General features: G+C 70.4%; 11 protein-coding genes. 8 read left to right on the top strand and 3 right to left on the bottom strand.

Annotation, left to right across the window (positions count from 1 at the left end):
- Positions 1-251: 251 nt before the first annotated feature.
- On the bottom strand, positions 252-683 hold the full coding sequence (locus BMZ82_RS26810) for a PASTA domain-containing protein (RefSeq protein WP_256252129.1): 432 nt from the start codon (positions 681-683) through the stop codon (positions 252-254).
- Between the two features lie 62 nt (positions 684-745).
- The gene (locus BMZ82_RS26805; RefSeq protein WP_093779969.1) at positions 746-1,267 is read right to left on the bottom strand and encodes a SigE family RNA polymerase sigma factor; all 522 of its coding nucleotides are present in this window, start codon (positions 1,265-1,267) and stop codon (positions 746-748) included.
- A 151-nt stretch (positions 1,268-1,418) separates the two neighbouring features.
- Here BMZ82_RS26805 and BMZ82_RS26800 point away from each other — a divergent pair, with 151 nt between their 5' ends.
- The 3 genes from BMZ82_RS26800 (at position 1,419) to BMZ82_RS26790 (ending at position 6,061) form a co-directional block, all read left to right on the top strand.
- Positions 1,419-2,804, top strand: a complete 1,386-nt coding sequence (locus tag BMZ82_RS26800) for a class II fumarate hydratase (protein WP_093779968.1) — start codon at positions 1,419-1,421, stop codon at positions 2,802-2,804.
- 73 nt (positions 2,805-2,877) lie between these two features.
- Complete coding sequence (locus BMZ82_RS26795) at positions 2,878-3,570, top strand: cytidylyl-2-hydroxypropylphosphonate hydrolase (RefSeq protein WP_093779967.1); 693 nt, start codon at positions 2,878-2,880, stop codon at positions 3,568-3,570.
- A 316-nt stretch (positions 3,571-3,886) separates the two neighbouring features.
- Positions 3,887-6,061, top strand: coding sequence for a SpoIIE family protein phosphatase (locus BMZ82_RS26790; RefSeq protein ID WP_093779966.1), 2,175 nt, complete (start codon positions 3,887-3,889; stop codon positions 6,059-6,061).
- Positions 6,062-6,152: 91 nt separating this feature from the next.
- Here the strand turns inward: BMZ82_RS26790 and BMZ82_RS26785 are convergent, their stop codons facing one another.
- Positions 6,153-8,675 (bottom strand): transglycosylase domain-containing protein, encoded by a 2,523-nt coding sequence (locus tag BMZ82_RS26785; RefSeq protein ID WP_177244681.1) that lies wholly within the window; start codon positions 8,673-8,675, stop codon positions 6,153-6,155.
- 365 nt (positions 8,676-9,040) lie between these two features.
- On the opposite strand from BMZ82_RS26785, the gene BMZ82_RS26780 reads away from it, so the two are divergent.
- The 5 genes from BMZ82_RS26780 (at position 9,041) to BMZ82_RS26760 (ending at position 13,938) form a co-directional block, all read left to right on the top strand.
- A complete protein-coding gene (locus BMZ82_RS26780; protein ID WP_093779999.1) occupies positions 9,041-9,934 on the top strand; it encodes an SPFH domain-containing protein in 894 nt (297 codons plus the stop codon).
- Entirely contained in the window at positions 9,931-10,206 is a 276-nt protein-coding gene (locus BMZ82_RS42050) for a type II toxin-antitoxin system antitoxin (RefSeq protein ID WP_093779964.1), read from the top strand. Before BMZ82_RS26780 ends, BMZ82_RS42050 begins: the two co-directional genes overlap by 4 nt.
- 188 nt (positions 10,207-10,394) lie before the next feature.
- Positions 10,395-10,919 (top strand): PadR family transcriptional regulator, encoded by a 525-nt coding sequence (locus BMZ82_RS26770; protein WP_093779998.1) that lies wholly within the window; start codon positions 10,395-10,397, stop codon positions 10,917-10,919.
- Positions 10,916-11,605, top strand: a complete 690-nt coding sequence (locus tag BMZ82_RS26765) for an ABC transporter ATP-binding protein (RefSeq protein ID WP_093779963.1) — start codon at positions 10,916-10,918, stop codon at positions 11,603-11,605. Before BMZ82_RS26770 ends, BMZ82_RS26765 begins: the two co-directional genes overlap by 4 nt.
- Positions 11,602-13,938, top strand: coding sequence for an FtsX-like permease family protein (locus BMZ82_RS26760; protein ID WP_093779962.1), 2,337 nt, complete (start codon positions 11,602-11,604; stop codon positions 13,936-13,938). The genes BMZ82_RS26765 and BMZ82_RS26760 overlap by 4 nt, the downstream gene beginning before the upstream one ends.
- Positions 13,939-14,003: the final 65 nt, after the last annotated feature.

Here is a 14,003-nt window from a genome sequence, read left to right as displayed (position 1 = left end):
TGTCAGGCCTGGAGGGTGATGCGACTGGAAAGCGGAGTGGGATGGCACTACAGCTCCATGTGGGGGGAGTGTCCACCGGAGCCTCTGGTGGGTGACCCGCCCCAGTGATGTTGGAATTTCTAGCACACTACTCACCAGTTGCGGAGTCGGATTTATCATATCAAGACCGAGACAACACAAAAATGACCATCCCACCCGGCAGCGCTACCAAGTGGGACGGCCTATGTCTTGGGACGGCCTACGTCCTCAGATCAGCCGGCGCAGACGACGAAGCTGACCGTGTCGCCGTTGTGGACGATCGCCGGGGCATGCGGGGACACGCCGATCACCGAGCCCGGCTTGCAGGTCCCGGTGGCCTTCCTGGTGACGGTGCCGAGCTTGGTCTGCGTCTTGTCGAGGTACGTCTTGGCGTCGTCCAGGCGCCAGCCCGCGAAGTCGATCGGGATGGTCGGGTTCTCTCCGTAGAGCATGGTGGTGGCGTCGCTCCCGGTGGCCTCGCTGGTCGCCGCCGGGGTCGAACTCCCGCTGCTGGCGACCGAGGTGGCCAGGGCCGTCCCGCCGCCCGCCAGGATGAGGGCGGTGGCGACGGCGGCGATACCGGCGGTCCGACGGCGCCGGGCGCTGCGGACGATCTGCGGCGCGTCGAAGTCGGGGGCGTCGGCGGAGTGCGCGAAACGGTTCATGGCGTTCGTCAGTTCCTCTTCGAATGGTGTGCGGCCGGAAGGCCGCGCATCGCCGTACGAGGTCATCGGATTCCTTCCCTGTGCCGCATCGGTGAAGGGCTGGAGAGTGCGGGGAACTGACTTCGGAGTTTCTCGATGCCCCGGGCCAACTGGGAGCGCACCGTGCTCGGCGATATGCCGAGGTCGGCCGCGATCTCGCCGTCCGAGAGATCCTCGAAGTATCGCAGTACCACCACCGTCCGCATCCGCATGGGCAGTTGCTGCAGTGCGCGCAGTAACTGGTCCCTGCTGTCGACCTGTCCGTACTCGTCCCCGGGGGCGGCCTTGTCGCCGCCCTCGGAATGGGGAGTCGTGGTCAGGCGTCGGAATCTCCGCCAGCGGTCGTTGGCCAGGTTCACCATGATCCGCCGGACGTAGGCGTCCGGAGCGTCCTTCGCAGCGATGGTGCGCCATTTGCGGCAGGCCTTCTCCAGCGTCTCCTGGACCAGGTCCTCGGCCGCCTCACGGTTTCCCGTGAGGACCAGCGCGCCCCGGAACAACGCGGCCGACCGAGCGGCCACGAATTCCTGGAAGTCCGTCTCCACACGCTCCTCCCTTCCTGTCACCCCTCCTCGACGCGGACCCGCCCGCTTCTGCTGCACGGCCTCGATGAGACCTGGGTCACAGAGCGTCACTCGTACGGTGGACCCTGCCGGATCCCGGAACATTCCGGCCGTCCCATTCGCTGAACGGGACATGAGCGAATACCGGATCGAGCACGACTCCATGGGCGAGGTACGCGTCCCCGTCGAGGCCAAGTGGCGCGCCCAGACCCAGCGGGCCGTGGAGAACTTCCCGGTGTCCGGCCAGCGCCTCGAGCGGTCCCACATCGAGGCCCTCGCCCGGATCAAGGGCGCCGCGGCGAAGGTCAACGCCGGGCTGGGAGTGCTCGACAAGGACATCGCCGACGCCATCCAGGAGGCGGCCGAAGAGGTCGCCGAGGGCACCTGGGACGCCCACTTCCCGGTCGACGTGTTCCAGACAGGTTCCGGTACGTCGTCCAACATGAATGCCAATGAAGTAATCGCCACACTGGCGAGCGAGCGGCTCGGCAGCGGTGTGCATCCCAACGACCATGTGAACGCGTCACAGTCGTCCAACGACGTCTTCCCCTCCTCGATCCACATCGCCGCCACCGCCGCCGTCACGCGCGATCTCGTGCCCGCCCTGGAGCATCTGGCGGCTTCCCTGGAGCGCAAGTCGCAGGAGTTCGCCGACGTCGTGAAGTCGGGGCGGACACACCTCATGGACGCCACACCCGTCACCCTGGGCCAGGAGTTCGGCGGGTACGCCGCGCAGGTGCGGTACGGCGTCGAGCGGCTGCGCGCCTCGCTCCCCCGGCTCGCCGAGCTGCCATTGGGCGGCACCGCCGTCGGCACCGGGATCAACACGCCGCCCGGCTTCTCCGCCGCCGTCATCGAGGAGGTCGCCCGGGCCACCGGACTGCCGCTGACGGAGGCGCGCGACCACTTCGAGGCGCAGGGCGCGCGCGACGGGATCGTGGAGACCAGCGGGCAGTTGCGGACCATCGCGGTCGGGCTGACGAAGATCGCCAACGACCTGCGGTGGATGGCCTCCGGGCCGCGTACCGGACTGGCCGAGATCAGCCTGCCCGACCTCCAGCCCGGCTCCTCGATCATGCCCGGCAAGGTCAACCCGGTGATCCCGGAGGCGGTCCTGATGGTCGCCGCGCAGGTCGTGGGGAACGACGCGACGGTCGCCACCGCCGGAGCCGCCGGCAACTTCGAGCTGAACGTGATGCTCCCGGTGATCGCCAAGAACGTCCTGGAGTCGATCCGGCTGCTCGCCAACGTCTCCCGGCTGCTCGCCGACCGCACGGTCGACGGGATCGTCGCGCACCGCGAGCGCGCCCGCGAGTACGCCGAGTCCTCGCCGTCGGTGGTCACGCCGCTCAACAAGTACATCGGGTACGAGGAGGCCGCGAAGGTCGCCAAGAAGGCCCTGGCCCAGCGGCAGACGATCCGGCAGACCGTCCTCGAAGGGGGGTACGTGGAACGCGGTGACCTGACCCTGGAACAGCTCGACGAGGCGCTGGATGTCCTGCGGATGACACACCCGTAACCATTGCGCCCCCGGCGCGAGAACCGTGACGCGCGCCGCAGCGTCGTATGGCCATGGCACCTAATATCTGTGCATGGCAGACGGTGGAGCGGTGAGACGCGTGGGAACGGGCGGTGCGGCGGTCTTCTGGGAGCCCGGGGACCGGATCCTGTGGCGCTACCGGGAGAACGGCGGGGCGGGTTTCCACATCGCCCGCCCGGTCACCGTCGTGCGCGACGACGAGGACGTGCTGGCCGTGTGGATGGCCCCCGGCACGGAGTGCGTGCGGCCGGTGCTCGCGGACGGCACACCGCTGCACCAAGAGCCGCTGCACACCCGGTACACCAAGCCGCGGACCGTGCAGCGCGACCACTGGTTCGGCACCGGTGTGCTGAAGCTGGCCCGGCCCGGCGAGCCGTGGTCGGTGTGGCTGTTCTGGGAGCCGGGCTGGCAGTTCAAGAACTGGTACGTCAATCTTGAGCAGCCGCTGTTCCGTTGGGACGGCGGGGTGGACTCGGAGGACCACTTCCTGGACATCTGCGTCTACCCGAACCGCAGTTGGGGCTGGCGCGACGAGGACGAGTTCGCGCAGGCCCAGCAGGACGGTCTGATGGACGCCGCGGTCGCCGAACAGGTGCGGGAGGCGGGCCGCAGGGCGGTCGAGGTGATCGGCGCCTGGGGGCCGCCGTTCGACGAGGGCTGGCAGAACTGGCGCCCGGATCCGTCCTGGGCCGTACCGTTGCTGCCGGAGGACTGGGACCGTACGCCCGCGCACATGTCCACATGAGACCCTTGATGCGCCCCCGGGCAACAAACGTAGGATCGTCCTCCGCAAGGCACGCTGGCAGTAACTCCCGGATCAGATGCCGGGTCTGACCGAACGTCACCGAGGGGCGGCAGGACGTGAGCGAGGGGCACGAGGGCAACACAGGCGGGACCTTCGTCGTCGGCCCCCAGGGTCGCGCGCGGTCCACCGGCGACACAGGAACAACCTCTGACCACGCGGGAATTCCGTTCCGGGGACATGTATTCCGGGTATCGGGTTTCCTGCGGGACCAACTGCGCGCGCGGCGCGCAGCCCCGGACGGACGGATTCGACACGCGTGACGGAGCAGCCCATCTCCTACGAACGCCCCCAGGGCGTCGACCCCACGGACCCCCGTGGGGCACTCCTGCATACCCCGGAGCCCGAGCCCGCGGTGGGCCCGTCCGCCTTACCGCCCGACGTCTCGGGTTCGACGACGCCGTACGGCAAGGGCGGAAAGGGCGCCATGGGCGGCAAGGGAAGCCAGAGCGGCACCGGCGGCGGTAGCGGCAGCGGCGGCCCGGGAGCCGCGGGGAAGGATGCGGTGGCCGGTGCGGAAGCCGGTCCCGCCACCGACACCGAGCACTCCCAGCCGTCGGCGTCCGCCGAGTCCGACACCCACCGGCCGCGCCCCGCGCCCGAGTCCATCCCGGCCCAGCCGGGCGCGGACGTGCGGGTGGAGCGGGGCGTCGGCGGGTCGGACCGGCGCGGCGGCGGCGTGGGGACGCCCGGCCGGCCCACGCCCATGCGGCGGGACGGGGACCGGCTGCGCTTCGTGGGCGCCGCGACCCGGCGGATCGCCCGCGGACTGGACCTCGACGAGATCGTGATGGGGCTGTGCCGGGCCACCGTGCCGACCTTCTCCGACGCGATCCTCGTCTATCTGCGCGACCCGCTGCCCGTCGGTGACGAGCGGCCCGCCGCGGACCGCATCATGCTGCGGCTGCGCCGCACCGACCGGATCCCGGAGGAGCGGGACGCCGAGAACGGCTTCGCGTCGCTGGCGCTGCCGGCCCCCGAGCCGGCGGAGCTGACCGCCGAACTGTCGGCCGCGATCGCGGAGCTGTGCGAGGTGCGGCCCGGCGGGGCGCTCGCGGAGGTGCTGCGCGGGGTGCGTCCGGTGTTCGCGGACAATCCGGCCGCGCGCGCCGCACTGCCCGAACTCCTTGGCGAGGACAGTACGTTGGTCGTACCGGGCGGCCAGCGGGCGATCCTGGCCCCGTTGCGGGGCCGGCGCCGGGTGATCGGCGCCGCGGTCTTCCTGCGCCGTCCGGAACGCCTCCCGTTCGAGAACGACGACCTGCTGGTCGCCGCCCAGCTCGCCACGCACAGCGCGCTCGGCATCGACAAGGCGGTGCTGTACGACCGCGAGGCGTACATCGCCGACGAGTTGCAGCGCACGATGCTGCCGGAGACCCTGCCGCGCCCCACGGGCGTACGGCTGGCGTCCCGCTACCTGCCCGCGGCGGAGACGGCGCGGGTCGGCGGCGACTGGTACGACGCCATCCCGCTGCCCGGCAGCCGGGTGGCGCTGGTGGTGGGCGACGTCATGGGGCACTCCATGACGTCGGCGGCCATCATGGGCCAGTTGCGCACGACGGCGCAGACGCTGGCAGGCCTCGACCTGCCCCCGCAGGAAGTCCTGCACCACCTCGACGAACAGGCCCAGCGGCTGGGCACGGACCGCATGGCGACCTGCCTGTACGCGGTCTACGACCCGGTGTCGCATCGCATCACCATCGCCAACGCGGGCCACCCGCCGCCCATCCTGCTGCACCTGGGCGGCCGTGCGGAGGTGCTGCGGGTGCCGCCGGGCGCGCCGATCGGCGTCGGCGGCGTCGACTTCGAGGCGGTGGAGCTCGACGCGCCCGCCGGGGCGACGCTGCTGCTGTACACCGACGGCCTGGTCGAGTCCCGGCTGCGGGACGTGGCGACCGGCATAGAGCAGCTCCGCGAGAAGCTCGCCGCGACCGCCGCGCTGACCGGTCCGGATCATCCGCCGCCCCTCGAGGCCCTCTGCGACGAGGTGCTCGACATGCTCGGCCCCGGCGACCGGGACGACGACATCGCGCTGCTCGCCGCCCGGTTCGACGGGATCGCGCCGAGCGACGTCGGGTACTGGGTCCTGGAGCCGGAGGACGCGGCTCCCGGCCGGGCCCGCCGGCTGGCCCGGCGGGCGCTGTCCCGCTGGGGCATGGAGGACATGTCCGACTCCGTCGAGCTGCTGGTCAGCGAGGTCGTCACCAACGCGGTGCGGTACGCCACGCGGCCGGTCACCCTGCGGCTGCTGCGCACCGACGTACTGCGCTGCGAGGTCGGGGACGACGTGCCGCAACTGCCCCGGCTGCGGCAGGCGCGGGCCACCGACGAGGGCGGGCGCGGCCTGTACCTCGTCAACCGGCTCGCCCGGCGGTGGGGGGCCACCCGGCTCAGCACCGGCAAGGTGGTGTGGTTCGAGCTGAATCGGCCGTAGGACACACAGTCCCGCACGGCTGAGAGCACAAACAGTGGGGCGCCCGGTGTTCACCGGGCGCCCCACTGTCGCGTTCGCGTTCCCGTGCGCGCTACTGGCCGAGGAGCGGACCGTCCGTGTTCGCCGGGCCTGTCGACGGGGTCTGGGTGTTCGGTGTCGTCGGTGTGCCGTCCGTCGGGAGCCCGGTCGTCGGGGTGTCCGTCGGGGTCGTGGTGTCGGTCGGGGTGACCGTGTCCGTCGGCGTGACCGTGTCCGTCGGTTTGACGGTGTTCGACGGCTTGGCGGACGGGGAGGTGCTCGGCGACGGGGACGTCGTCGGGGACGGCGAGGCCGTCTGGACCGCCGCGCCCTGGTCGGTCTCCAGGTCGAACTTGCTGACCTTGGTGGAGACGCCGAAGGTGTACGCCGCCCAGATCTGCGCCGGGTAGCCGCCACCGTTGATACGGCCGCCGCCCTCGCTGATCAGACCGGTCGCGCCGGTCAGGGGGACCTGGGCGTGCGTCTTGGCGTCCTCACCGAACAGGCCGACCGAGGTCACCAGGTCGGGCGTGTAACCGGTGAACCAGGCCGACTTGTTGTTGTCGGAGGTGCCGGTCTTGCCCGCGACCTTCTGGCCCTTGCGCAGCGGGTTGTCCCGTACGGACTTCTTGGCCGTACCGTCGTCGACCACGCCGGTGAGGATGGAGGTGACCGAGTCGGCGGCCTCGCGGGAGATGACCTGCTCGCCGACGGGCGGGGTGTGCTTGAACGACGGGTAAAGGCTGTTCTCGGCCGACTTGATGATCGCCGGGGTGACCTGCTTGCCGTGGTTGTCGAGGGTCGCGTAGACACCGGCCATCTGGAGGGGGCTCGCGCCCATGGTGCCGAGGGTCTGGGCCGGCACCGCCTTGAGGTCCTTGGTGTCCATGCCGAGCTGGTCGGCGACCTGGAGCACCTTGTCCATGCCGACGTCCACGCCCATCTGCGCGAAGACGGAGTTGATGGACTTGTTCAGCGCCGTCTGGACGGTGACGTCGCCGTAGTCCTGGTCGTCCTCGTTCTCCGGGGCGAAGCCGATGTCGCTGCCGACGACCGGGCGCTTGCTGGTGCCGTCGTAGATCGTGTTGGCGGTGATCTTGTCGTCGTCCTGTGTCACGGCGTTCTTGTCGAAGGCCGCGGCGAGGATCACCGGCTTGAAGGTGGAGGCGGGCTGGTAGTCGGCGCGGGTGGCGTTGTTGAGGTAGTGCTCGGTGTAGCCGACACCGCCGTACATCGCCTCGACCGCGCCGGTCTTCGGGTTCACCGACACCGCGCCGGCCTGGACGTCGCCGTCGACCGAGCGCTTCTTCTTGTCCAGCTTGCTGGTGAGCTGGTCCTTGACGGACGTCTCCAGCGCCTTCTGCTTGCCCTTGTCGATGTTGAGCTGGATGTTCCAGCCGCCCTTGCTGACCAGGGCCGTGGCCGCCTCGAAGTCGTCGGCGGTGCCGTTGGCGACGAGCTGCCTGGCCAGTTCGGCGTTGGCCGCGTCGACGAGGTAGCCGACCTGGCCCTCCTTGCCGGGGGCGGCCTTGGGGTCCTTGGGGACCGGGAACGTCATGGCGTCGCGCTTGGACTTGTCGAGCCAGTCCTGTCCGACCATGTTGTCGAGGACGTAGTTCCAGCGGGCCGTGACCAGCCGCTTGCCGGTGTCGGAGGCGGAGGTCCAGTCGTACTGGCTGGGGGCCTGGAGCAGCGCGGCGAGGTAGGCGCCCTGTTCGACGTTGAGCTGGTCGGCGTCGACGCGGTAGTAGGCCTGGGCGGCGGCCTGGATGCCGTAGGCGCCGCGGCCGTAGTAGCTGGTGTTGATGTAGCCGGCCAGGATGTAGTCCTTGGACTGCTCGCGGTCCAGCTTCAGCGAGATGACCAGTTCCTTCAGCTTGCGCGTGACGGTCTGTTCCTGCGTCAGGTAGTAGTTCTTGACGTACTGCTGGGTGATCGTCGAACCGCCCTGCGCGCCCTTGCCCATGAGGGTGTTGAGGACACCGCGGGCGGTGCCCTTGAGGTCGACGCCGTTGTCGCCGTAGAACGTCTTGTTCTCCGCGGCGACGAAGGTGTGCTGGACCTCCTTGGGGACCTTCGAGAGGTCGACGTTCTCCCGGTTGACGTCGCCGTCGCGGGCGAGGATCGCGCCGTTGCCGTACTTGTAGACGTTGCTCTGGAGGTCGGCGTCGGGGTTGCCCTTGGGGATCGGCGTGCTCATGTACAGCCAGACCAGGCCGCCGATGACGGCGACGGTCAGGCCGAGGAAGGTGCCGAGGATCTTCTTCCAGGTGAAGATCCGGCGTATGAGGCTCTTGTCCTTCTTACCGGCCTTGCCGCCCTTGCCGGCCTTGCCGCTCTTCTTCGCGCCCCTGCGGGCGGCGGCCCGGCCCCCGGTCTCAGGTCTGCTGTCGGACCCGGACTCGGACCCGGACTCGGATCTGGTCTCCGACCTGGTCTCGGACCTGGTTTCGGTTCTGGTCCCCGTCCTGGTCCCGGATCCGGTCTCGGGCCCGGCTGCGGTGGGTGCCACCGACTCCGTCTCCGCCGAGCGGTTCCTGGGCGCCGCGCGGCGGCCACCGCGCTGTCGCGCTCGTCTCTCTTCCGCTCGTCCCATGAGTCCGCTCGCTCCGCTTCCTACTCGGCAGTCACACCAGTGCCCGTGGGCAGGGGCAGGTCAGCTTCGAAAACTAACACCGCTCTCTATGACGGGGCGTTCACGATCCGGTCTCAACGGGGCGTGAGAATCAGCACCCCGTCCGGTGGAACCGGCGGAAGGTCCCCACCGATTCGACGTTCGAGAGGGGTGCAGGGTTGCCGCGACGCGATAAAGTGATATCACTTAGCTAGGCAGTCGCTAGCTCTACAGAACGGGGATCCATCATGTCCACATCCACCTCCGCGCCGACATCCGCGCCCGATCCCTCGACCGGCCCCTCGGCCACCGCCGAAGGAGCCGCCGACGGCATCGACGTGCCCGAGATGCCCGCGCCGAGCGTGCGGGAGTTTCCCGCGCACAGCGTGGGCGGCGGGCTCGCGCTGCTGCTCGGGCTGGCCGGGCTGCTGGCGGGCGGCGGGATGATCGCCGCGGCCAGCGCCGTGACCGCGACCGGCCCCAAGGCCGCGCTGATCACCGGCGGCATCCTGGTCGGCCTCGCCGCGTTCCTCGCGATGTGCGGGCTGAACACGGTCGCGCCGGGCGAGGCCCGCGTGGTGCAGCTCTTCGGCCGCTACCGGGGCACCATCCGGGAGGACGGGCTGCGCTGGGTGAACCCCTTCACCTCCCGCGCGAAGATCTCCACCCGGGTGCGCAATCACGAGACGGCCGTCCTGAAGGTCAACGACGCCTACGGCAACCCGATCGAACTCGCCGCGGTCGTGGTGTGGAACGTGCAGGACACCGCGCAGGCCAGCTTCGAGGTGGACGACTTCCTGGAGTTCGTCGCCACCCAGACCGAGGCGGCCGTCCGGCACATCGCCATCGAGTACCCCTACGACTCCCACGACGAGGAGGGGCTCTCGCTGCGCGGCAACGCCGAGGAGATCACCGAGAAGCTCGCCGTCGAACTGCACGCGCGTGTGGCGGCGGCCGGGGTGCGGATCATCGAGTCCCGCTTCACCCACCTCGCGTACGCTCCCGAGATCGCCTCGGCGATGCTCCAGCGGCAGCAGGCGGGTGCGGTGGTCGCGGCGCGGCGGGAGATCGTGGACGGGGCGGTGGGGATGGTCGAGGCGGCGCTCGCACGGATCTCCGAGCAGGGCATCGTGGAGCTGGACGACGAGCGGAAGGCGGCGATGGTGTCCAACCTGATGGTGGTGCTGTGCGGGGACCGGGCGCCCCAGCCGGTCCTGAACACCGGAACCCTCTACCAATGACGGTTCCCTCCGATCCCTTTGAGGGGCCGGCCCCACAAGGCGCTCCGCGAGGGCGGCCGCAGCGCAAGCAGGTGTTGCTGCGGCTGGATCCCTTGGTGTACGAGGCGTTGGCGCGGTGGGCCGGGGACGACCTGCGGTCCGCCAACGCGCAGATCGAGTTTCTGCTGCGGAGGGCCTTGAAGGAGGCGGGGCGGCTGCCCGGCGACACGGGTCCGTTGCCTCGTCGCGGGCGCCCCCCTGGGGGCTCCGCCCCCAGACCCCCGTCGGCCTGAACGGCCTCGTCCTCAAACTCCCCCAGAGGGGGTGCCCCCAGACGGGCTGAAATACCAACCACCGGCCTGTTGCAGAACAGTGACAATCGGCCCCCACCTGCACACCCACCCTCACCCCCACACCCTCGCCACCACCCCCACCTCACACCTATACACACCGGGTATACACCGCGTGTACAGTCGTGTTCATGTCCATCGGTCACACCCTTCTGGGACTCCTGGAGTCCGGACCCCGCCACGGTTACGACCTCAAGCGGGCCTTTGACGAGAAGTTCGGTCACGACCGGCCTCTGCACTACGGCCAGGTCTACTCGACGATGTCGCGGCTGTTGAAGAACGGGCTCGTCGAGGTCGACGGGATCGAGGCCGGCGGCGGTCCCGAGCGCAAGCGGTACGCGATCACCGACGCCGGCGTCACCGACGTAGAGCAATGGCTCGGGACGCCCGAGAAGCCCGAGCCGTATCTGCAGTCGACGCTTTACACCAAGATCGTCCTCGCGCTGCTCACCCACCGCGACGCGGCCGACATCCTCGACACGCAGCGCTCCGAGCACCTGCGCAGCATGCGCATCCTCACGGACCGCAAGCGCCGGGGCGACCTGGCCGACCAGTTGATCTGTGACCACGCCCTGTTCCACCTCGAGGCCGACCTGCGCTGGCTGGAGCTCGCCGCCGCGCGCCTCGACAAACTGAAGGCCGCGGTGATCGCGTGAACGCCCCCGGGGGATCCCTGCTCGTCGCCGAGAACCTGCGCAAGGCGTACGGCCCGACGCTGGCGCTGGACGGCGCCGAGTTCTCCATCCACCCCGGCGAGGTCGTCGCGGTGATGGGCCCGTCCGGGTCCGGCAAGTCGACGCTGCTGCACTGCCTCGCCGGCATCGTGACGCCCGACTCGGGTTCGATCCTGTACGACGGCAGGGAGCTCGCGACGATGAGCGACGCACAGCGCAGTCAGTTGCGGCGCTCGGAGTTCGGGTTCGTGTTCCAGTTCGGGCAGCTCGTGCCGGAACTGACCTGCGTGGAGAACGTGGCGCTGCCGCTGCGGCTGAACGGCACCCCGCGCAAGCAGGCCGAGCGCACCGCCCTGGGCTGGATGGAGCGGCTTGAGGTCGACGACATCGGCAGGCAGCGGCCCGGCGAGGTGTCCGGCGGGCAGGGGCAGCGGGTGGCCGTCGCGCGCTCGCTCGTCACCAGCCCCCGCCTGGTGTTCGCCGACGAGCCGACCGGCGCGCTGGACTCGCTCAACGGCGAGCGCGTGATGGAACTGCTCACCGAGGCCGCCCGGACGGCCAACGCGGCCGTCGTCCTCGTCACGCACGAGGCGCGGGTGGCGGCCTACTCCGACCGCGAGATAGTCGTACGGGACGGGAAGTCGCGGGACATGGAGCGGGTCGTATGAGCCTGCGCCAGTGGTCCAGGGACCTGGGGATGGGGGTCCGGTTCGCGTTCGCCGGCGGGCGGGAGGGCTGGATCCGGGCCGTGCTGACGGCCGTCGGCGTCGGGCTCGGCGTGGCGGTCCTGCTGCTGACGACTGCGGTGCCGGCCGCGCTCGCGGTCCGCCACGACCGTGAACAGTCCCGGCTGGACTGGCAGTTCGGTGAACCGCTGGCCAAGGGCGACGACACCCTGCTGATCGCGGACGTCGACACGACGTTCCGCGGCAAGGACGTACGCGGCCGGCTGGTGGAGCCCGAAGGGGCGCGCGCCCCGCTGCCGCCCGGCCTGAGCCGGTTCCCGGCCAAGGGCGACATGGTCGTCTCGCCCGCGCTCAGGAAGCTGCTCGCCGCCGACGGTTCGGCGCTGCTGCGGCAGCGGATGCCGTACCGCGTCGTCGGGACCATCGGGGAGAGCGGGCTGGTCGGCTCCCAGGAACTCGCCTACTACGCGGGCGACTCGGGGCTGGCCGCGTACCGCGACGTCTCGGGGGTGAACCGGCTGAAGGAGTTCGGGAACCCGAGCCCGACGAAGGAGAGCACCGATCCGGTGCTGGTCCTGCTGATCCTGGTCGTCATCGTGGTGCTGCTGATGCCGGTGGCCGTGTTCATCGCCGCGGCCGTGCGGTTCGGCGGCGAGCGGCGCGACCGCAGGCTCGCGGCCCTGCGGCTGATCGGTTCCGACGGCCGGATGACCCGGCGCATCGCGGCCGGCGAGGCGATGGCCGGCGCGCTGCTGGGCCTGGTCCTCGGCACGGTGTTCTTCCTGATCGGCCGTCAGGTGGCGGGTACGGTCGAGCTGGTGGGCATCAGCGTGTGGCCCAGCTACCTCAACCCCTCCCCGGCGCTGGCCGCGTTGGTCGTGGTGGCGGTGCCGGCGGCCGCGGTCCTGGTCACCCTGTTCGCGCTGCGCGGTGTGGTGATCGAGCCGCTCGGCGTGGTGCGCACGGCGAAGCCCGCGCGCCGACGGCTGTGGTGGCGGCTGCTGATGCCGGTGGCCGGACTCGCGATGCTCTACCCGATGATCGGGCAGGGCCACGACAACGGGGGCTTCAACTCCTACCTGGTGACCGGCGGCGTCCTGCTGCTCCTCGTCGGGATCACCGCGCTGCTGCCCTGGCTCGTGGAGACGGTCGTCGCGCGGCTCGGCTCGGGCGGTGTCGCCTGGCAACTGGCCGTACGACGGCTGCAGTTGAGCAGCGGTACGGCGGCCCGGATGGTCAACGGCATCGCGGTGGCGGTGGCCGGGGCGATCGCGCTCCAGATGCTGTTCGCGGGCGTGGACAGCGAGTACGCCAAGTCCACCGGCAAGGACCTCAACCGGGCGCAGCTCGAGATCACCGTGCCGGACGGGGCCCAACCGGCCGCGACCGCCAAGAAGTTCACCGACACCAAGGGCGTCCGGAAGGTCACGGCCCTGTGGGAGGGCTACCTCGGCGACTCCTCCTGGAACACCCAGGACGGCCCGGACACGCTCGCCGACCTGACCGTGGGCGACTGCTCGGCGCTGCGCGAGGTGGCGAAGCTGCCCTCGTGCAAGGACGGCGACATGTTCGTGATCGACGGCGCCGACTACGCCCCCGAAGGGCAGGAGCTGAACAAGCCCGGCAAGAAGCTGTACTTCGACGCGTCCTCCGCCAAGGACCACAAGGACGTCGTCTGGACCGTCCCCGCGGGCCTCGCCACGGCCCAGGCGTTCCAGGGCCTGACGGACTACGAGCGCGGCGGCTTCCTGATGACGCCGAGCGCGCTGCCCAAGGCGGCCGAGAAGTCGGTCCGCGGTCAGCTCTACCTCTCGATCGACGAGTCCGTGCCCGACGCGTTCGAGTACGCCCGCAACACGGCGTACCAGGTGGATCCGCTGGCCAGCCCGATGAACTGGGCCAGCACCGAGGAGGACCGCACGTTCACCTCCATCCGCACCGGACTGCTCGTCGGCGCCGCCGCGGTGCTGGCGCTGATCGGGGCGAGCCTGCTGGTCTCGCAGTTGGAGCAGTTGCGTGAGCGGCGCAAGCTGCTGTCGTCACTGGTCGCCTTCGGCACCCGGCGGCGCACCCTGGGCCTGTCGGTGCTGTGGCAGACGGCGATCCCGATCGCGCTGGGCCTGCTGCTGGCCCTGGCGGTGGGGCTCACGCTGGGCGCGGTGCTGCTGAAGATGACCGCCACGACGGTGGCCGTCGACTGGTCGAGCGTGCTGGCGATGACCGGCTGCGGTGCGGCGGTCGTCCTGCTGGTGACGCTGCTGAGCCTGCCGCCGCTGATGCGGCTGCTGCGCCCGGACGGCCTGCGCACGGAATAGACACGCGGCATAGACACGCGGCGACGCGGTACGGCGGTCCCTCCCCGATCGGCTCGGGGAGGGAC

The organism is Streptomyces sp. yr375 (assembly GCF_900110755.1).
Classification (GTDB): Bacteria; Actinomycetota; Actinomycetes; order Streptomycetales; family Streptomycetaceae; genus Streptomyces.
This window is presented reverse-complemented; position numbering and strand designations above follow the sequence as displayed.